Source organism: Kitasatospora acidiphila, assembly GCF_006636205.1.
Taxonomy (GTDB): domain Bacteria; phylum Actinomycetota; class Actinomycetes; order Streptomycetales; family Streptomycetaceae; genus Kitasatospora; species Kitasatospora acidiphila.
This window is the reverse complement of record NZ_VIGB01000003.1, coordinates 7,176,366-7,194,873: the sequence shown is the minus strand read 5'-3', so window position 1 is coordinate 7,194,873 and position 18,508 is coordinate 7,176,366. Positions and strand designations below refer to the sequence as shown.

Sequence of the window (18,508 nt, the reverse complement as noted above, 5' to 3'; positions counted from 1 at the left end):
CCCCTTGAGTACCGAAGGAACGAACGCCGAAGCGGTGAACACCAAGGCGGTGGACGCCGAAGCAATGAACACCGGAGCCGAGAACACCGAAGCAATGACCACCGAAGCCGTGAACGCCGAAGCAATGACCACCGAGCCTCTGGAAAGCGAACCCCCGGTCGACGTGGTCATCGTCGGCGCCGGCTTCACCGGCCTGTCCGCCGCGCTGGAGCTGGCCGGCCAGGGCCTGCGCTGCCGGGTCATCGAGGCCGCACCCGAGATCGGCGGCCTGGCCGGCACCTTCGAGGCCGACGGGCACCGGCTGGACCGCTTCTACCACCACTGGTTCTCCTCCGACCACGAGATGCTGGAGCTCTGCGCCCGTCTGGGTATCTCGCACCTGCTGGAGGCGCACGAGACCCGCACCGGCGTCTACTACGCCAACAACGTCTACCGGCTCTCGGCACCGCTCGACGTGCTGCGCTTCGCCCCGCTCGCGATCTCCGACCGGATCCGCCTGGGCATCATGGCTCTGCGCGCCCAACGGGTCAAGCACTGGCGGGAGTTGGAGTCACGAACCGCCGAGGAGTGGCTGATCTCACTGGGCGGGCGGCGGGTCTACGAGGTGGTCTGGCGCCCGCTGCTGGAGGGCAAGTTCGGCAAGTACGCCGACCAGGTGGGCGCCACCTGGATGTGGACCAAGCTCCATCTGCGCGGCGGCAGCCGGACCAAGGCCGGCAAGGAGACGCTCTACTACCTCAAGGGCGGCTGCGAGGCCCTGCTGTCCGCGTTCCGGAGCCATCTGGAGTCGCTGGGCGTGGAGTTCCGCACCGGGCAGGCCGTCGAGGCGGTCCGGCTGGCGAACGGTGGCGTACCAGGCGTCCTGGCGGGCCACGGTGTGCAAGGCGTGCTGGCCGGCGGCAAGTTCCACCCGGCCCGCCAGGTGCTGCTGACCTGCGCCCCGCAGGCTGCCGCCGAACTGCTCGACCGGCCGGAGGCCCACGGCCACCCGGCGCTGCCCGAACTGCTGCGCCGCTGGCGGGCGGTGGACTACCTGGGCAACGTGTGCCTGGTGCTGGAGAACAGCCGCCGGCTCTCCGACACCTACTGGCTCAACGTGAACGACCCGAGCTTCCCCTATGTCGGCGTGATCGAGCACACCAACCTGGACCGGCCGGAGCGCTACGGCGGCCGGCACATCGTCTACCTCTCCAAGTACTTGCCGACCGACGCCTCGCTGTACACGATGACCGACGAGGAGGTCTTCGAGTACAGCCTGCCGCACATCCAGCGGATGTTCCCCCGGTTCGACCGCTCCTGGGTTGAGCGCTACCACGTCTGGCGGGCCGAGTACGCCCAGCCGGTGATCACCCCGCACTACACCCGGACCATGCCCGCCGTGGAGTCGGCGGTCGGCGGCCTCTACCTGGCCGGCATGGCGCAGGTGTTCCCGGAGGACCGGGGCATCAACTACGCGGTCCGGGACGGCCGGCGGGTCGGCCGGCTGATCGCCGACCGCCGGCCCGCACCGACCACGCAGCCCCTCGCCACCGGGAGTTCCCGTGGCTGAACTCGTACCCGAGCCGACCAGCGGCCGGCTCATCACCATCGACCAGGCCGAGCAGCTGACCACCGACCAGGTCCACGAGCTCTACCGGCGCCACGTCAGCCGCAGCCAGGTCTCGCTGATCGGCTCCTTCGGTTTCGGCCGCGATCTGGTGGACCATGCCGAGGGCTGCTGGATCCAACTGCGGGACGGGCGGCGGATCCTGGACTTCACCGGCGGCGTCGGGGTGCTGAGCCACGGCCACAACCACCCCCGGATCCTGCGGGCCCGGCAGCGGTTCCAGCAGTCCCGCCGGATGGAGGTGCACAAGAACTACCTCTCGCCCTACGTGGCGGCGCTCGGCCACAACCTGGCCGCGCTGCTGCCCGGTGACCTGACCGTCAGCTACTTCCCCAACTCCGGTGCCGAGGCCGTGGAGGGCGCGGTCAAGCTGGCCTACAAGTACCACCAGGGGCGGCGCGGCACGGTGCTGCACAGCGACATCGCCTTCCACGGCAAGCTGTTGGGCGCGGCCAGCCTGACCGCCTCGCCCGAGCTGCACTTCCCGTACCCGCAGATCCCCGGCACCGACAGCTTCGGCTACGACGACCTGGCGTCGTTCCTGCTGGCACTGGACCGGCACACCGCCTCCGATGGCGAAAGCGACGTCTACGCCGTGCTGTTGGAACCGTTCAGCGCCTCCAGCCTGCGGGAGTGCTCGGCGGGCTTCCTGCGCGAGGTGCGGCGGATCTGCACCGAGCGCGACATCGTGCTGATCTTCGACGAGGTGTACACCGGGTGGGGCAAGACGGGTGCGCTCTTCCACTTCATGCACCACCCGGGCCTGGTCCCGGACATCGTGACCACCTCCAAGTCCTTCGGCGGCGGCAAGGCCTCGATCTCCGGCTACATCGCACGCGAGCCGATCTTCCGGGCCGCCTACGACAACCTGTCGGACGCGACCCTGCACAGCACCACCTACTACGGCTTCGGCGAGGAGACGGCCACCGCGCTGGAGGCGGTCGCCGTCGCGGTGGAGGAGGACTTCCCGGGCCGGGCCCGGGAGCTGGGCGAGCTGCTCGGCACCGGCCTGGCGAAGCTCGCGGCCCGGCACCCGCGGCTGGTGCACGACGTCAAGGGGCGCGGCGCACTGCACGGGGTCTTCCTCAACCCCGGTCCCAAGCTGCCCGACGCGCTGCGTTCGATGCTGCCGACCAGCGCCGCCAAGGATCCGCAGGCACTGTCCAAACTGCTCACCGCCGCGGTGATCGCGGCTCTCTACCGGGACCACGGCATCCTCACCTTCTTCGGCTCCAACCGGCTGATCGCGCTGATCGTCTCGCCGCCGCTGGTGGCCGGCCCGGACGAGGCGGAGCTCTTCCTGAACGCGCTGGACGAGGTGCTGGACCAGGGGCCGGTCCGGCTGCTGGCCGGCCTGGTGCGGGAGAAGGCGACCGGATGAGCCGGCTCGCCACCACCCTGCGCGCCTCTGGGCTACCGGTCTGCTGGGCGGCCGAGTTCGAGGCGCTGCGGCCCACTGCGTCCGGTGACCGGGCGGTGCGGCACACGGCACTGAGTCTGGCCCGGATGCCGGCCGGCTACCGCTGGACGGTGGCTGCCGCACTGCGGCTCTTCCCGCTAGCCTTCCGCCTGATCGCGCACCGAGACCCGAGAACCGCCGATGAGTTGACGATCAGTCAGACCATGGCAAGGCTGCGCCGGGTCCCCGTATACGCCGAGGTGCTGCGGGTAACCACCGCGCTGGCGCTGTACGGCGCGCTGGACGGCACGGTGCCCGCCGAGCGCCCGGCCGTGCGGGTACTCACCGGGGGCACCCGATGAGCGACCTGATCGACTGCGACGCCCTGGTGGTCGGCTCGGGTGCGGGCGGCTCGGTCGCCGCGTTGGAACTCGCCCGCGCGGGGCGGTCGGTGACCGTGCTGGAGGAGGGACCGCGGGTCTCCACCGCCGAGTTGGCCGCCGCCGCCCCGGCCGATTCAATGCGCCGGCTCTACCGCAACGCGGGCGCCACCGCGATCTTCGGCACCCCCACCATCGCCTATGGCGAGGCGAGTTGCGTGGGCGGCACCACGGTGGTCAACGGCGGTCTGCTCTGGGAGCCGTCGGCCGCGCTGCTGGATCGCTGGGCCGCCTGGACCGGTTACGGCGGCTACCGGCAGGTCGCCCTGGCCCCGCACTTCGCCGAGGTGGCCCGGCGGCTCGGCATGATCGTCCAGCAGCACGGCGACGGCAACGCGGACTCCCGGCTACTGGCCAGGGCCGCCGAGCAGTTGGGCTGGCGCTGGCAGCATCCGCAGCGCGTGGTGTCGGGCTGCCGACACCGCAACCAGTGCGCCACGGGCTGCCCGAGCGGCGCCAAGCAGAGCATGGCGCTCAGCTATCTGCCGCGCGCCGAGGCCGCCGGCGCGGTGATCGAGGCGGGAGTGCGGGTGCGCCGGATCGTCCACACCGGCGGCCGGGTGGTCGCCGTGGAGGCCACCGCCGCCGACGGGCGGGCCGTGCGCTACCGCCCGCGCACCGTCTTCCTGGCGGCCGGCCCGATCGGCACGCCGGTGCTGCTGCGCCGCAGCGGAATCCAACGGCGCACGGCAGGACGGCAGTTGGCGCTGCACCTCAACCTGCGGACGGTGGCCAGGTTCCGACGACCGGTAAAGGCCCACCAGGGCACCATGTTCACCGCCCAGGTGCAGGAGTTCTCCGACCTCGGCCTGCTGGTGATGCCGTCCAACCTGACCCGGGGCGGGCTGGGCGCGGCGCTCGCCGGACGCTCTCCCAAGACCGTCAACTCGCTGCTGGAGCAGTGGGATCACCTGGGGATGTACACCACCCAGGTGCGGATGCAGGGGTCGGCCACGCTGCTCGGGGCGGTGGGCGGCGCACCGCTGCTGCGGCACGGGCTGACCCGGGCCGACCACCATGCGCTGCGGCTGGCGTTCCGCCGCACCGCGCGACTGCTGTTCGCCGCGGGGGCCATCGAGCTGCTGCCACCCAGCAGTTCGGCACCGGCCCTGCGCAACGCCGCCGAGGTGGACCGGTTCTGTTCCGAAGTGCGGCCCAGAGACTGGGAGTTGGTCTCCGTCCACGGCATGGCCAGCTGCCGGATGGCGCTGCCGGAGCGCGGCGGTGTCTGTGACGATCGCGGTCGGCCGCACGGCCTGGCCAATCTCCACCTGTGTGACGCGAGCGTGCTGCCGGGAGCCTCCGGCATCAGTCCGCAGGGAACCATCATGTCCTTCGCCCATGAGATCGTGGGCCGCCATCTGGAGAGCGCGTGACCGAAGCAGTGACAGTGGAGAGGCCAACGGCCGGCAGCACCGGAGTCTTCAGCCGCACCGCCGTGGTGGCCTCATGCGCGGCCTTCGTACTGATCGGCGCGCTGCAGGCGTTCTACGGGCCGGCCATCCCGGGGCTGCGGCCCAAGTTCGGACTCTCCCCGTCGGCGGCGGGGCTGGCCTTGAGCGCGCACTTCGTGGGCGGGGTGGCCGGGGTGCTGCTCTTCGACCGGGTGTACGGGCGGATCAGCAACCGCCGGGTGCTGGCCGCCTCGCACCTGCTGATGGCCCTCGGCGCGGCGGGGTTCGCGCTGGCGCCGTCCTGGGCGCCCGCGCTGGGCGCCGCGCTGCTGGCCGGGTTGGGCTTCGGCGGGATCGACTACGGCCTCAACCGGCTGTTCGCGGTTGGCTTCGGGCAGCGCTCCACGGCGATGCTCAACATCCTCAACGCCCATTTCGGGATCGGCGCGATCCTCGGCCCGGTGCTGGTGGGCGCGGTGGGGGTGCGCCACTACCCGGTGGTCTTCCTGGTGTTCGCGGTGGCGTGCCTGCCCTTGGCGCTCTGCCTGCGCGGGGTGGGCGAGACCGAGCGGGTTGCCGAGGCGCCCGGCCCGGCTGACGCCCGCGGGCGCAGCCTGGCCGCGGTGCTGGGCGTCTTCGTGCTGCTCTATGTGCTGCACGTGGGCATCGAGGCGGGCGTGGGCGGCTGGGAGCCGACCCATCTGGAGACCATCGGCTATGCGACCGGCCTGGCGGCCACCGCCACCTCGGTCTACTGGCTGATGCTGACGCTGGGCCGGTTCCTGGTCGCGCCGCTGGCACTGCGCTTCTCGGCGCAGGCGATCATCGCGGTGTCCTGCGCCGGGATGACGGTCTGCCTGCTGCTGGCCACGGTGCGTCCGGCCGCGCCCTACGCCTATGCCGGGGTCGGCCTGTTCATCGCCCCGATCTTCCCGACCGGGCTGCCCTGGCTGAACCGGGCGGCGCCGCGGGCGCAGCGGGCCGGGGCGCTGGTGATCGCCGCCTCGATGGTGGGCGGGGTGGCGGCGGGTCCGGCGCTGGGCAAGGCGATCGAGTGGTCGGGGATCCGGGCGGTGCCGGTGGTGCTGAGCGTGGTGTCGGCGCTCTGCCTGGCCGCGACGGCCTGGCTGGTCCGGGCGACCCGGGCAACCCGGGCGGACTGACGGGAGTTGTTCGGCTCGGCGCAGCCCGGCCGTGCCGAGCAACTGACCCAGCCGTGCCGAGCGATCGAACTGGCCATTGCCAGCGCCCGTCTGATCGGAGATCATTTCCGCGCCTGGACCGCTCGGCGAGACCTCGCACGCACGCGGCGAACCAGACGGAACGGAGAGTGACGTGCCCGAGCAGCAGCCCCCCGCCACCTGGCAGCCCCCGGGCGCCGAGGCCCCCGCACCCAACATCGCGCGCGTCTACGACTACCTGCTCGGCGGCAAGGACAACTTCCCGTCGGACCGCGAACTGGGCCGGCGGATCGAGGAGATGCTGCCGGAGGTGCACCTCGGGGTGCGGGCGCAGCGGGCAGTGCTGCGGCGGGTGGTGCGGCACCTGGTGGCCGAGGCGGGGCTGCGGCAGCTGGTGGACATCGGCTCCGGCCTGCCGACCGCCGACAACGTGCACCAGATCGCGCAGTCGGCCGCCCCCGAAACCCGGGTGGTGTACGTCGACAACGACCCGATCGTGCTGTCCCACGCGCGGGCGCTGCTGGCCGACAACCAGCGGACCGTCGTGGTCGAGGGCGATCTGCGCAAGCCCGCCGAGCTGCTGGCCGATCCGGGGCTGCGCGCGCACATCGACTTCGAGCAGCCGGTCGGCCTGCTGCTCTGCGGGATCCTGCACTATGTCCTGGATGAGGAGGAACCGGCGCGCCTGCTGCGGGAGTTGGTGGACGCGCTGCCGTCCGGCAGCTACGTCTTCGTGCACCACCTGCTGGCCGCCGGGGACGACCCCGAGGCGGCGGCCGCCGAGGCGGTGCTGCGCCAGGGCGTCGGGCGGGCCCAGTTCCGCTCGCTGGAGCAGGTGGCGGCGTTCCTGGACGGCCTGGAGCTGGTCGACCCCGGCGTGGTCACGGTCTCCGAGTGGCGCCCCGAGGCCGACACCCCCGCGCTGAGCGACAACCCCGTGCTGCGGCTGGCCGCGGCGGCGGTGGCCCGCAAGCCGTAGCACCGAAGACTCACGGACACCGAACCGCCCGGGTGCGAGCACAGCTCTCGCACCCGGGCGGTTCGCGTTCGACAGTACCTGACAGCCCGTCAGGTCAGGCCGACTACTCGATGACGAGCTCCACCGCGATGTTGCCGCGGGTCGCCTTGGAGTACGGGCAGACCTGGTGCGCCTGCTCCACCAGGGCGCGGCCGGTGGCCTGGTCGATGGCGTCGGGCAGCTCGACGCGCAGCACGACGGACAGGCCGAAGCCGGTGTCGTCCTTGCCGATGCCGACCTCCGCGGTGACGGCGGCCTCGGAGGTGTCCACCTTGGCCTCCCGGCCGACCAGGCCGAGGGCGCTGGCGAAGCAGGCGGCGTAGCCGGCGGCGAAGAGCTGCTCGGGGTTGGTGCCCTGGCCGTTGCCGCCGAGCGCGACGGGCAGCGCCAGCTGGACGTCCAGCAGGCCGTCCGAGCTGACGGCGCGGCCCTCACGGCCGTGAGTGGCGGTGGCGACGGCGGTGTACAGCGCGGTCATGGGGTAACCGTCCTTCTTCGTCGGATCGGATCCGCGGATCGGATCGAGTCGAGTGGTGCGTCTCGTGCGTTCGTGCCACCAGAATGGCATCACACAATTCAGTTGTGCGCAACTAATTCGCCCGCATTGGTACGCTGGTCCCATGACCGAGGACCTGGTGGACGACAGCTGGCTGCGCCTGGACAACCAGATCTGCTTCGCCCTGCACGCCGCCTCCCGCGCCTTCAACGCGCTCTACCGCGACGTCCTCTCCGAGCTCGGCCTGACCTACCCGCAGTACCTGGTGATGCTGGTTCTCTGGGAGCACGGCGAGCTGGGCGTCAAGCAGATCGGCGAGCAGCTGCGGCTGGACTCCGGCACGCTGTCGCCGCTGCTCAAGCGGCTGGAGGCGAACGGGCTGGTGCGCCGGGAGCGCAGCGCCGTGGACGAGCGCTCGGTCACCGTGCGGCCCACCGCCACCGGCGCCGCGCTGCGCGAGCAGGCCGCCCGCCTGCCGGGCCGGATCGCCGCCGCCACCGGCCTGGACGTGGCCGAGGTCGCCGAGCTTCGCGACCGGATCAACCGGCTGACCGCCGCCCTGGACACCGCCGAGCTGCCCGACTCCCCCGCCGCCTGCGGCTGAGCCTGCGATCCCGCCGCCTGCGGTCCCGCCACCTGCGGCTGAGCCTGCGATCACCAGCGCCACTGCCTACGCTGGAAGGATGATCAGCCGGGTGCACCTGGAGTCGCAGTGGCGCCGGGAGGCGCTGCGGACCAACCTGTGGCTGGTGCCGATCCTGGAGGTGGTGCTCGCCGCCGCGCTGTTCTTCGTCACCTGGTGGCTGGACCGCGCCGCCTACCGTGGTTCGCTGACCCTGCCGCCGTGGGTGATCAGCGGCACCGCCGACGCGGCCCGGCAGATCCTGGCGGCCATCGCCGCCTCGCTGATCACCGTGGTGGGCGTGGTCTTCTCGATCATGATCGTGACGCTCACCCTGGCGTCCACCCAGTTCGGGCCGCGGATGCTGCGCGTCTTCATCCGGGACCGCACCACCCAGCTGACCCTGGGCACCTTCGTGGCCACCTTCGTCTACGCGATGCTGGCGCTGATCTCGATCGGGCCGGCCTCGCACGGCGACTTCGTGCCGCACCTGTCGATCACGGTCTGCATGGTGCTGGTGCTGGCCGACCTGGCGGTGCTGATCTACTTCATCCACCACATCGCGGTCTCCATCCAGCTGCCCCAGGTGATCGCCGGCATCGCGGCGGAGCTCTCCCAGGCCATCGAGGCGGGCGCCGGGGAGCCGGAGTGGGCCGGCTCGGTGACCCGCGGGCCGTCGGCGGACGAGCTGAACGCGCGGCTGGACGCGGCCGGCGCCCCGGTCCCGGCGCCGGCCAGCGGCTATCTGCAGTTCGTCCGGCACCGCAGCCTGGTGCGGATCGCCCAGGAGCTGGACGCGGTGATCCGGCTGGACCACCGCCCCGGCCACTTCCTGGTGCAGGGGCACCAGCTGGCCACCGTCTGGCCCGCCGAGGCCGCCCCCGCGCTGGCCCGCAGCTTCGCCCGGGCGCACCTCACCGGTCCCTCGCGCACCCTGGCCCAGGACATGGCCTTCGCCGTCGACCAGTTGGTGGAGATCGCGATCCGCGCCCTCTCCACCGCCGTCAACGACACCTTCACCGCGCTCACCTGCGTCGACTGGCTGGGTGAGGGGCTGTGCCGGATCGCCGTCCAGTGGCAGCCCAACCCGGTGCACCGGGACGACGACGGACGGATCCGGGTGATCGCCCAACCGGTGAGCTACGAACGGCTGGTGGAGCGCTCCTTCGAGAAGATCCGGCAGGCCGCGGTCGGGATGCCGGCCGTGCTGATCCGCCAGCTGGACGCGCTGGCCGAGATCATGCACGCGACCGTGGCCGCCGAGCAGCGCCCGGTGCTGCTCGACCAGGCCGAGATGATCGACCGCCTGAACACCGACTCGGTCACCGAACCGGCCGACCGCGAGGCCGTGCACCGCCACTACCTGATGGTGCTGGCGGTGCACGACGAGCTCGGCTGACGGCTCGGCCGGCGGGCCGGCGCGACGGGTCAGTCCTCCGGCGGCAGCTCGTAGAGCAGCGAGGAGGCCAGCGCGCCGCCGCTGACGTTGATGACGCCGACGCCCGAGGAGACCGGCACGGCCCGGGCCAGGCACCCGCCGAAGCCGTCCACCCCGTTGAACACCCCCCAGGAGACCAGCCACGGCGTCCATTCCCCCTGCGGGTCGAGGAAGTACTCGATGGCCGGGTCCACCCGGCGCTGCAGCAGGTACGGGCCGTCCAGCGCCGAACGGACCTCCTGCTCCCACTGCGCGGCGGTGACCTTCTGGTCCCAGCCCAGCACCACACCGCGACCGCCGTACGACAGGGTCGGCTTGAGGGCCAGCGACTCGCGGTGGTCCAGGGCGTAGCCGAGCAGGTCGACCCGGGAGCCGTCCTCCAGGGTCACCTTGTCGTCGCGGACCATCCGGGTCCACGGCAGCAGCCGGTCCAGGCTCTCCAGCTCGGCGGCGGAGAACAGGTTCCGGTTGCGCTCGTCGGAGAGCATCGCGAGGGCGCCCTTGCTGGTGAAGGCCTCGGTCTCCATCGGGGTGAAGATCCGCACCCAGCCGGCCTCGGCGGCCTCCAGCACCGGGGCCATCAGGGCGGGCGCCTCGGGCGACTCCAGGATGTCCTCGATCATGAAGCAGCGCACGACCAGGTCGATCGGGCGGCCGTCCAGCCGGACCCGGCGGTCCCGGACCTCCAACTCGCCGATGTGGCAAGCGTAGGCCTCCAGCCCGTAGCGGCCCCAGCGCTCGCAGAGCAGCCGGTTGTAGGACTCCAGGGTCTGGTAGCTGGTCGGCCAGTCGGCCAGCGCCACAACCGGCTTGTCGGTGCGGGCGTAGCCGGACTCCAGCAGGGTGTTGGCCACCTGCACCTCGGTGGTGTCCACGTAGCCGAGCCGGTGCTCGGCGGCGAACTCGGCGAGCACCGGGTGCTCCAGCAGGGCGGCGGCCATGTCGCCGTTGTCCATGCCGCCCAGCGCGCTGCCGAGGTTGCACTCCAGCATCTTGAACTCGCCGTCCTCGGTGCAGTAGAGGTCGGCCCGGGACTGCCGGGTCATCCGCTCACCGCGGCCCTTCAGCACCGCCGAGACCTGCACCTCGGTCATCCCGACCGCGCGTGCGAATGCGCCCAGGTCGCCGTCGAAGAGGCGGTCCGGCAGGCTCTCGACCGCGTCGTGCCAGACCCGCATGTCGTGCTCCAGGCGCACCTTCTCCTGGTGGCCGAGGAAGAGGGGGCGGGAGAGGAAGTCGTTGCCGTAGAAGGTGGTCAGCTGCTTGGACTCGGGCATCCGCCCGATCAGCTCACGGGCCGTGGCGCCGGAGGCCTTGACCCGCTTCAGGTAGTCCTCCGTGAGGCTCACACGGTCGGTCATCATCGGTTCCCATCTCAGGAGTTCTCAGAAGATCTCAGCGGCTCTCGGGAGTTCTCGGGAGTTCTCGAGAGCTCTCGGGATCACTCAGGAGGCGCGGTCGCGCAGTTCGAGGGTGCAGCACTTGACGCTGCCGCCGGCCAGCAGCAGTTCGGACAGGTCGACGCCGATCGGGTTGAAGCCGCGCGCCTTGAGCTGCTCGATCAGGCCGGAAGCCGCCTGCGGGAGAAGCACGTTGTAGCCGTCACTGAAGGCGTTGAGGCCGAAGGCGGCGGCGTCGTCGGCGGTGGCCAGCACCGCGTTGGGGTAGAGCTCGCGCAGCACGGCCTGGCTGCCCGGGTGAACGCCTCGGGCCAGTACATGATTTCGGTGTCGGAGAGCACCGAGAGGGCGGTGTCCAGGTGGTAGTGGCGGGGGTTGACCAAGGTCAGGCTGGTGACCGGCATGCCGAAGAACTCCTGTGCCTCGTAGTGCGAGCGCTGGTCGGTGCGGAAGCCGGTGCCGGCCAGGATCCGGCGGCCGACCGGCAGGTAGTCGCCCTCGCCCTCGTTGATGAACTCCGGCCACAGCACGTCCTGGTAGCCGTTGCGCTGGAACCAGGCCAGGTAGCCGGGGCCCTCGGCGGTGCGCTCCATGTGCCGGAACCGGGCGGCCAGCACCTTGCCGTCCACCACAGTGGCGCCGTTGGCGGCGAACACCATGTCGGGCAGGCCGGGCAGCGGGTCGATCACCTCGACGGTGTGGCCCAGCGACATGTACAGCTCGCGCAGCCGCTCCCACTGGAGCACCGCCAGGCCGGTGTCGACCGGCTTCTCGGGGTGCATCCAGGGGTTGATCGAGTAGTACACGTCGTAGTGGTTCGGACGGCACATCAGCAGCCGGCGCGGCCGGGCGGTCCGGGGCGGTGCGGGCTGCGGTGCCGGCTGCGGGTTGATGACCTCGGTGACGGGCATGGCGGTGATCCTTACGGTGGGAGTGGAGACGTGAGGGGTGGCGAACCGAGGGTCGCGAACCGAGGGGTGGCGAGCTGAGGGTCAGAGCAGGTCGAACCAGCCGTGGCCGAGCAGCTCGTCGACCAGCCGGGCCGGGTCGCCGCCGCTGTCGACCACCGCCACCTCGGGCAACTCGGCTGCGACGTGGCCGCGTTCGAAGTCCGACTCGGTCAGGAAGACCAGCGCGTCGGCCCCCAGGCCCAGGGACTCCGCACTGCGGCGCAGATTCCCGGCCTTGGGCGCCCAGTTGACGACCCGCCGGGAGAACGCGGCGGCGTTGATCAGGACTTCGGGGCGCTCGCTGAGCACCCGTTCCACCGGGTCGGGCGTGTGGTGGTCGGTGGGCACCAGGTGGATCCCCTGCTCGGCCAATCTCTTGACGCAGCGCCCGAGTTCCACCGGCCAGTGGGAGGCCTCCGGGCCGAGCGCGAGCAGTCGGCGGGAGAGGCCGAGCCGGGTCTGGGCGACCCGGCGGACCTCCTGGGCCAGCAGCAGCAGCGCCGCGTCGGTCCAGCCGGTGGCGCCGGAGCGGGCCGCGGTGGGAGCGGTGGCCAGCAGTCCGGCCAGGTCGACCACCTCGATCCGCCCGTCGGCCTCGGCCAGGTCGAGCAGTCCGGCGTTCAGCCGCTGCCAGTGGCGGGTGAGCCCACCGCGGGCACGCAGGCCGACCACGGTGTCCCGCAGCCGCCGGGGCAGCGGGACGGTGTGCAGCACCAGGGTGTCGGTGCCGCCGGCCAAGGCGGCCTCGGCGAGCCCGGCCAGCCGGTCCAGCCGGTCGGCCAGGTGCGGGCCGAGCGGGGCCGGATCGGTCAGGTCGAACCGGTCCGGCAGGAAGTAGCGCTCGTCGAGCAGGCCCACCACCAGCTCGGCGCCGGCCTCGGCGAGCCCGGCATCGAACCCGGCGTCGAGCCCGCCGGCGGCCGACTCGGCCGACTCGGCCGGCCCGGTCGGTTCGGTCGGTTCGGTCGGCTCGACCGGCTCGGGCCGGGCACCGGCGGCCACCAGCACGGCCCGCAGCAGGTCCGGGAACGGCCCCGCCGGGCAGTCGGCCAGCACCAGCAGCCGGACCGGGCGCAGTTCGCCGCCCGGGTCGCGCAGCCCGGCGAGGGCTCGCCCGGCGGCGGCGAGCAGGTCGGTGTCGGTGCTCTGGGCGAGCGCCAGCCGGACGTCGACGGCCGGTGCCTCGCCGGCCGCCACCGCCTGCTGGACGGCCTCGATCAGCTCAGGCATCGGACCCTGGCGGGCCCGCGTCACCGGTCCGCTGCCGCGGGAAGGGCACTTCCTCCAGGTAGGAGACGCCGCTGGCGGCGTGCGCCCCGTAGCGCTCCCACACCTCGTACAGCCGGATCCGGCCGTCCGGGAGGGTGGTCGGCTCGGACTGGCAGCGGCCGATGACCACTTGACCGTCAGCCTTGACCATGGAGTACGCGAACTCCAGGGTGCCGTCCGGCCGGCAGATGCCGTTGAGCACGCCCCGGCGGGTGTCGCCGCCGCTGAACTCGCCCCAGAGCAGATCGCCCTGCTGGCGGTAGAGCGCCGACCGACCGGCCTCCTCGGGGTCCTCGCTGACCGGCCGGAACCGCCGGCCGTCGTAGTTGACGGCGAGCTCCCGGCCGCTCACCTCGTCGCTGACGGCGAGCTCCCGGCTGCTCAGCTCGTCGCTGACGGCAAGCCCCCGGCCGCTCACCTCGACCTTGCCGGCGAGCTCCTGGCCGGTCGCCTCGGCGTCGACGACGACCTCCCGGCCGCTCGACTCGGCGTTGATGGCAGGTTCCCGATCGCTCATTTCGGCTCCACCGTGGCCTTGATCCGGTCGGCGAAGTCGGTCATGGTGTCCATCGCCTCCCGGTACGACGTGCCTGTGGTGCCGAGGAAACCGAGGATCGAATTTCCGTGCGGCGGGCGAATGTTGACGTCACCCGGCCGGGCGGTCAGCTTCAGCAGGAAGACCTGGTCACAGGAGCTGACCTCCTCGGGCACCCGGATCTCCCGGATGGTGCCGCTCTCCTCGCTGATCAGGCACATCGCGGTGATGTGGGTGCCGGTCGGCTGGTAGTGCCGAACCTCGGGCTTGACGCCGCGCGCCACGTCGACGACGGCCTTGATCGGGTCGTAGCCGGCGGTCAGCCGGGCGATCTCGTCCAACCCGCCGCCGCCCACCCGGGCCGCGATCTCCAGCAGGTACGGCTTGCCCTGGTGGAACCGCACCTCGGCGTGCGCGACGCTGCGGCGCAGGCCCTGGGCGTGCAGGCCGGCCTTGACCACCTCGTGGACGGCCGCCAGGTCCTCGGCGCTCATCGAGGTCGGCGCGTGGTGCACGTCGTCGTCGAAGGTCGCGCCCTCCAGGGTGATCCGGTCCACCACCGAGCCGAGGTAGACCTCGTCGTCCCAGGCCAGCGCCTCGATCAGGAACTCCCGGCCGTCCAGGAAGGACTCCACCAGCAGTCCGTCCGGGCCCAGGTCGAGGCCGGCCACCTCGGCGCGCGACCAGTACATGCCGCCCAGGCCCTCGCTGGCCTGCTGGTAGCGCTCGGCCAACTCCTCGGCGCTGTCGGCCTTGAAGACGAAGTTGCTGGCCGCGCCCAGGGTCGGCTTGATGATCACCGGGTAGCCGAAGTCGGCGGCCGCGGCCTGCGCCTCATCGGCGGAGGTGACGTAGCGGAACCGCGGGTGGGCCGCCTGGCCGCGCTCATGTGCCTGCCGCATCAGGTACTTGTTGCGGCTGGCCTTGGCCGTCTCCACCCCGATGCCGGGCAGGCCGAGCGCGTCGGCGACCACGGCGGCGGCGATCACGCCCGCCTCGTTGAAGGTGATCACGCCGTCGAACCGCTCGGTGCGGTGCCAGTCCTCGGCCGACTCGACCAGCTTGGTCGCCTCCCGGCTGCCCGCGATCCGGTAGCGGTCGGCCGGCCAGAACTCCGGATCGCCTTCGCCGTTGAGGACGTAGAGGTCCACGCCCAGGTCGACCACCTGCTGGTAGCGCGACTTGTAGTACTCCTTGTTCTGGGAGCTCTCGATGGCGAGCAGCTTCATGAGCGGTCGTCCTTCTCCTGAACCAGCGCCTCGACTGGCGCCTTGGCGTTAACGGACGCCTCGAACGACGCCTCGATTGGCGCCTCGGTCGACGCCTCGATTGGCGTGGCAGCGAAGCCGGTTGGACCGACCGGCAGCCGGGGCAACCGGAACGGGGCGATCTTGTCGGGGACCGGGCCGGCGGTCAGGCCGAGGTCGATGCCGGCCGCCCGGGCCGCCTCGGCGGTGTCCACCAGGATCGGCGCGGACCAGGCGAGCAACGCCCGCAGCCCGGCCAGCAGATCGCCGGGCTCGGTTCCCGCGGCGGCCTGCTCGCGCAGCTCGGCCAGGTGCTCGGAGAGCCGTGCGGCGGCCCGGGCCACGCTGAAGGCGCCCGGCTCGAAGCTGGCGCGCAGCTCGGCAGCGAGGGCCGCCACCCGGGCCTGGGCCGCCGCGGAGACCGGCAGCGGAGCACCGTCGTGCCCGGCCAGTGCGGCGTCCAGCGCATCGCCCAGCTCGCGCCAGGGTGCGATGAGCTGACGGTCCGTCAAGAGCGCCAGCTCGGCCCGGGTGAAGTTGGTGCGGGCCCGCTCGGGCAGCGTGAGCGCCAGGTGGAAGCGCAGCACATCGCGCGGCACGCCTTCCTCGATCAGCTCGGTACCGCGGATCAGGTGGTTGCGGCTGGTCGAGAACTTGGCGTGCTCCAGCTCGTAGAACTCGTTGACCACGTTGGCGCTGGGCCGGATGTAGCGGTCGCCGTGCGCCAGCAGCAGCACCAGGTCGAGCAGGCCCCAGTGGTAGGTGTTGTCGAAGCCGTGCAGGAACACCAGCTCGGCGCCCTGCTCGGCCCGCCAGTAGTGGTCGTAGGGCAGCGCCGGGTCCTGTCCGTTGGCCCACCAGGTGGCGTACATGGAGGCCGGCATCGCCTCCACCCACGGGTAGACGATCTGCCCCGCCGTCGGGGCGAACGGCGCCGGCACGCCCCAACCACCCGGCACGGTGACCGGGATGTCCGGCAGCGGCCGGGACAGCAGTTGCTCGATCAGCTGCTTGGGGTGCGGGCGCCAGCGCGGTGTGACCTCGGCGAAGTGCGCCTCCAGCTCGGCGCGGTACTCCTCCATCGGCAGCACCAGGATCCGCTCCTCGCGGATCGACACCGGCTCCTGCGGGTCCAACGTGCTGCGCGGATCCCGCAGTTCGTCGTAGTTGTTGGGCGTGCCGCAGTCCTCGCAGGCGCCGCCGTTGCTGCCGGCGCCGCAGGCCGGGCAGCCGCCGGTGAGCAGGCCGTCGTAGAGGTGGCGCCCGGACTGCTCGGCGTACGGCAGCCGCACGGTGCGCTCCCGCAGCCGGCCTGCGGCGTGCAGCGCGGCGACGAACTCGGTCACCGCCTCGCGGTACCGGGCGTCCACCGGCGGCAGCAACTGCTCGGTGCCCCTGGTGAGTTCGATGGCCAATCCGCGCAGCGTGCGCTCGATGGCGGCGGTGGAGGCGGCCGCCAGCCGGGCCGGGCTGGTGCCCTTGCGGGCGGCGCTGGCCACCACGTAGGTCTGGCTGTCGTCGGTGATGGTGGTCCAGGTGACCGGGGCGCCGGCGGCCCGCAGGTAGCGGGCGTAGATGTCGCCGACCAGGTAGGGGCCGGCCAGATGGCCCACGTGCAGGTCGCCGTTGGGCGTCGGGGTGGCCGCGATCAGGATCCTCGGACGGGTCACTGCATGGTCGATCACTGCCCGCTCGGTCGGCGTGTGCTCGGTCATTCGGCGCTCGCCTGGTGCTGGTCCAGGAAGGCGACGGCCAGCTCGGTGTCCCACCAGATCGAGTAGAACTCCAGGTTGCCGTCGGCGCCCTTGGGGTTGAGGGCGAAGTGCTCGGTGTGCGGCGTGAAGTGCACGACGTCGCCGGCCTTGAACGGGCGGCGCACCCCGTCGGCCTCGATCTCGCCCTCGCCCTTGGCGGCGATCCAGATCTCATACTCGTGGTGCTCGTGCGGGCGCGAGGAGGTGCCCGGTTCGACGATCGACCAGCAGCCCTCGAACGGCGCGTTCAGCAGCGGCCAGGGCACCAGGCGCTGGGTGTACAGGTCGTACTCGAAGGTCAGCCCGTCGCGGTTCAGCGGGCGGATTTCCATGGTCATGGCGGGTTCTGCTTTCGGTTCGGGAGGTCTCAGGCGACGTCGGCGAGCAGGCCGGTGCCCATCCGGTGCTGGAGCAGGTCGCCGACGATCTCGCTGGAACGCATCGCCAGCACGCTGAGCAGCGAGTCGGAGATGCCGTGGGTGGCCTCGTTGACGCCCTGCAGATAGACCGAGGGTCGTCCTCGGTGCCGGGCACGCACAGCCGGTAGTTGCGGTCGACGGTGGTCTCGGCCAGGCCCAGTCGGTCGGCCAGGCCGCGCACCAGGGCCGGCATCCGACTGTCGAAGCCAGTGCCCAACAGCACGTAGTCGGCGGCCAGTTCGGTGCTGGTGCCGGTCAGCCGGTCGGTCAGGGTGAGCACCACCTCGTCGCCCTCGAAGCGGGTGGCGGTGATGTCGGTCATGGTGATCAGCTTCAGCCGCTCGTCGCCGCTGAGCCGCTCCAGGTAGCGCTGCCGGTAGAGCGTGTCCAGCATCGCCGGGGCGAGGCCCGCATAGTTGCTCAGGTGCATCTCGCGAAGCAGCTGGTCCCGGGCCGGGCCGGTGGCCTGGAAGAACTGGTCGATGAACGAGCTGTAGTAGATCTCGTTGGTGAACTTACTGGACTCGTAGTTCTTCAGGCCGATGGAGCGCATCACCATGGTGGTCGCGGCGGCCGGGAAACCCTGGTGGACGGCCCAGAGCAGCTCGGCCGCGCTCTGGGCGCCGCCGATCACCGCGAACCGGTGCTTGCCGGCCGGGTCCAGGGCGGCGATCCGGGCCGAGTAGTCGGCGCTGTGGATCAGCCGGTCGGCGGGCAGGGCGGCGAACTCGGCGGGGATCCGCGAGTCCCGCCCGGCGCCGATCACCAGGTCGCGGGAGTGGATCTCGCTGCCGTCGGCGAAGCTGGTCAGCCAGCCCTCCAGCCGGCCGCCGGCGCCGTGCCGGGGGGCGATCGCGACCGCCCGGCGGTCGTAGTGAATCCGCACCTTGGCGAGCGTGTCGGCGACCCACTGCAGATAGCCGGAGATCTCCTGCCGATAGGGCGTGAACGTCCCCAGGTTGATGAATTCGTCCAACCGCCCGACGCTGTGCAGGTAGTTGACGAACGAGAAGCGGCTGGTCGGATTGCGCAGCGTCACCAAGTCCTTCAGGAAGGACACCTGGCTCTGCGTCCAGGGCAGCAGCATGCCGCGCTGCCACACCACCGAGTCGTACCGCTCGGCGATGACGGTGCCCTCGGCGAGGCCGGCCGGAGCCAGCTCCTCCAGCGCCACCGCCAGGGCGAGGTTTGCCGGCCCGGCGCCGATGGCGAGCAGTTCAACGTCCTGGCGTGCCAAAGCCATCCCCTTTTCTGAGAATGTGGGAACCACCCCGGGCAACGCTGCCTCGGGCGGGTGGCGGGTGATTGCAGCTGAATGCTAGTCAGCTCGATTTTTCTCG

16 protein-coding genes and 1 pseudogene are annotated in these 18,508 nt (G+C 71.7%); 8 read left to right on the top strand and 9 right to left on the bottom strand.

The genetic code is table 11. From position 1 onward, the window contains the following. Positions 1–4 precede the first annotated feature (4 nt). The 6 genes from E6W39_RS34055 to E6W39_RS34030 all read left to right on the top strand — a co-directional run bounded on the left by E6W39_RS34055 (position 5) and on the right by E6W39_RS34030 (position 6,999). Positions 5–1,549: an NAD(P)/FAD-dependent oxidoreductase gene (locus E6W39_RS34055; RefSeq protein ID WP_220140302.1), complete on the top strand. Its 1,545-nt coding sequence runs from the start codon at positions 5–7 to the stop codon at positions 1,547–1,549. Then, positions 1,542–2,987, top strand: coding sequence for an aspartate aminotransferase family protein (locus E6W39_RS34050; RefSeq protein WP_228718493.1), 1,446 nt, complete (start codon positions 1,542–1,544; stop codon positions 2,985–2,987). The genes E6W39_RS34055 and E6W39_RS34050 overlap by 8 nt, the downstream gene beginning before the upstream one ends. Then, positions 2,984–3,367 (top strand): hypothetical protein, encoded by a 384-nt coding sequence (locus E6W39_RS34045; RefSeq protein WP_141636750.1) that lies wholly within the window; start codon positions 2,984–2,986, stop codon positions 3,365–3,367. The genes E6W39_RS34050 and E6W39_RS34045 overlap by 4 nt, the downstream gene beginning before the upstream one ends. Next, positions 3,364–4,821 (top strand): GMC family oxidoreductase, encoded by a 1,458-nt coding sequence (locus tag E6W39_RS34040; RefSeq protein WP_141636749.1) that lies wholly within the window; start codon positions 3,364–3,366, stop codon positions 4,819–4,821. Before E6W39_RS34045 ends, E6W39_RS34040 begins: the two co-directional genes overlap by 4 nt. Continuing rightward, complete coding sequence (locus E6W39_RS34035; protein ID WP_228718492.1) at positions 4,818–6,002, top strand: MFS transporter; 1,185 nt, start codon at positions 4,818–4,820, stop codon at positions 6,000–6,002. The genes E6W39_RS34040 and E6W39_RS34035 overlap by 4 nt, the downstream gene beginning before the upstream one ends. Before the next feature lie 172 nt (positions 6,003–6,174). Continuing rightward, complete coding sequence (locus tag E6W39_RS34030) at positions 6,175–6,999, top strand: SAM-dependent methyltransferase (protein WP_181799569.1); 825 nt, start codon at positions 6,175–6,177, stop codon at positions 6,997–6,999. A gap of 103 nt (positions 7,000–7,102) precedes the next feature. On the opposite strand, the gene E6W39_RS34025 is transcribed toward E6W39_RS34030, so the two are convergent. After that, positions 7,103–7,516 (bottom strand): organic hydroperoxide resistance protein, encoded by a 414-nt coding sequence (locus E6W39_RS34025; protein ID WP_101379345.1) that lies wholly within the window; start codon positions 7,514–7,516, stop codon positions 7,103–7,105. 142 nt (positions 7,517–7,658) lie between these two features. Here E6W39_RS34025 and E6W39_RS34020 point away from each other — a divergent pair, with 142 nt between their 5' ends. Beyond that, positions 7,659–8,138: a MarR family winged helix-turn-helix transcriptional regulator gene (locus E6W39_RS34020; protein ID WP_141636747.1), complete on the top strand. Its 480-nt coding sequence runs from the start codon at positions 7,659–7,661 to the stop codon at positions 8,136–8,138. Between the two features lie 79 nt (positions 8,139–8,217). After that, the gene (locus tag E6W39_RS34015; protein ID WP_141636746.1) at positions 8,218–9,555 is read left to right on the top strand and encodes a DUF2254 domain-containing protein; all 1,338 of its coding nucleotides are present in this window, start codon (positions 8,218–8,220) and stop codon (positions 9,553–9,555) included. Positions 9,556–9,584: 29 nt separating this feature from the next. Here the strand turns inward: E6W39_RS34015 and E6W39_RS34010 are convergent, their stop codons facing one another. The 8 genes and pseudogenes from E6W39_RS34010 to E6W39_RS33975 all read right to left on the bottom strand — a co-directional run bounded on the left by E6W39_RS34010 (position 9,585) and on the right by E6W39_RS33975 (position 18,405). Next, a complete protein-coding gene (locus E6W39_RS34010) occupies positions 9,585–10,943 on the bottom strand; it encodes a hypothetical protein (protein WP_228718490.1) in 1,359 nt (452 codons plus the stop codon). 96 nt (positions 10,944–11,039) lie between these two features. Next, positions 11,040–11,905, bottom strand: a pseudogene (ddaH, locus tag E6W39_RS34005) (dimethylargininase). An 81-nt stretch (positions 11,906–11,986) separates the two neighbouring features. Then, the gene (locus tag E6W39_RS34000) at positions 11,987–13,174 is read right to left on the bottom strand and encodes a hypothetical protein (protein ID WP_141636745.1); all 1,188 of its coding nucleotides are present in this window, start codon (positions 13,172–13,174) and stop codon (positions 11,987–11,989) included. Then, positions 13,167–13,730 carry a hypothetical protein gene (locus E6W39_RS33995; protein ID WP_228718489.1) on the bottom strand — a complete coding sequence of 188 codons (564 nt, stop codon included), beginning with the start codon at positions 13,728–13,730 and terminating at the stop codon, positions 13,167–13,169. Before E6W39_RS33995 ends, E6W39_RS34000 begins: the two co-directional genes overlap by 8 nt. Further along, positions 13,727–14,977: an ATP-grasp domain-containing protein gene (locus E6W39_RS33990; protein WP_141636744.1), complete on the bottom strand. Its 1,251-nt coding sequence runs from the start codon at positions 14,975–14,977 to the stop codon at positions 13,727–13,729. Before E6W39_RS33990 ends, E6W39_RS33995 begins: the two co-directional genes overlap by 4 nt. Next, positions 14,974–16,710, bottom strand: a complete 1,737-nt coding sequence (locus E6W39_RS33985) for a class I tRNA ligase family protein (RefSeq protein ID WP_228718488.1) — start codon at positions 16,708–16,710, stop codon at positions 14,974–14,976. The genes E6W39_RS33990 and E6W39_RS33985 overlap by 4 nt, the downstream gene beginning before the upstream one ends. Beyond that, positions 16,707–17,015: a cupin domain-containing protein gene (locus tag E6W39_RS33980; RefSeq protein WP_228718486.1), complete on the bottom strand. Its 309-nt coding sequence runs from the start codon at positions 17,013–17,015 to the stop codon at positions 16,707–16,709. Before E6W39_RS33980 ends, E6W39_RS33985 begins: the two co-directional genes overlap by 4 nt. Next, positions 16,921–18,405: a SidA/IucD/PvdA family monooxygenase gene (locus E6W39_RS33975; protein WP_228718484.1), complete on the bottom strand. Its 1,485-nt coding sequence runs from the start codon at positions 18,403–18,405 to the stop codon at positions 16,921–16,923. Before E6W39_RS33975 ends, E6W39_RS33980 begins: the two co-directional genes overlap by 95 nt. Positions 18,406–18,508 lie beyond the last annotated feature (103 nt).

Bases quoted from the DNA above. Each gene is read 5' to 3' on its own strand.
- E6W39_RS34020 (WP_141636747.1), top strand. From the start codon at position 7,659: ATGACCGAGGACCTGGTGGACGACAGCTGGCTGCGCCTGGACAACCAG.
- E6W39_RS34015 (WP_141636746.1), top strand. From the start codon at position 8,218: ATGATCAGCCGGGTGCACCTGGAGTCGCAGTGGCGCCGGGAGGCGCTG.
- E6W39_RS33995 (WP_228718489.1), bottom strand. From the start codon at position 13,730: ATGAGCGATCGGGAACCTGCCATCAACGCCGAGTCGAGCGGCCGGGAG.
- E6W39_RS34045 (WP_141636750.1), top strand. From the start codon at position 2,984: ATGAGCCGGCTCGCCACCACCCTGCGCGCCTCTGGGCTACCGGTCTGC.
- E6W39_RS34040 (WP_141636749.1), top strand. From the start codon at position 3,364: ATGAGCGACCTGATCGACTGCGACGCCCTGGTGGTCGGCTCGGGTGCG.
- E6W39_RS34025 (WP_101379345.1), bottom strand. From the start codon at position 7,516: ATGACCGCGCTGTACACCGCCGTCGCCACCGCCACTCACGGCCGTGAG.
- E6W39_RS33985 (WP_228718488.1), bottom strand. From the start codon at position 16,710: ATGACCGAGCACACGCCGACCGAGCGGGCAGTGATCGACCATGCAGTG.
- E6W39_RS33990 (WP_141636744.1), bottom strand. From the start codon at position 14,977: ATGAAGCTGCTCGCCATCGAGAGCTCCCAGAACAAGGAGTACTACAAG.
- E6W39_RS34000 (WP_141636745.1), bottom strand. From the start codon at position 13,174: ATGCCTGAGCTGATCGAGGCCGTCCAGCAGGCGGTGGCGGCCGGCGAG.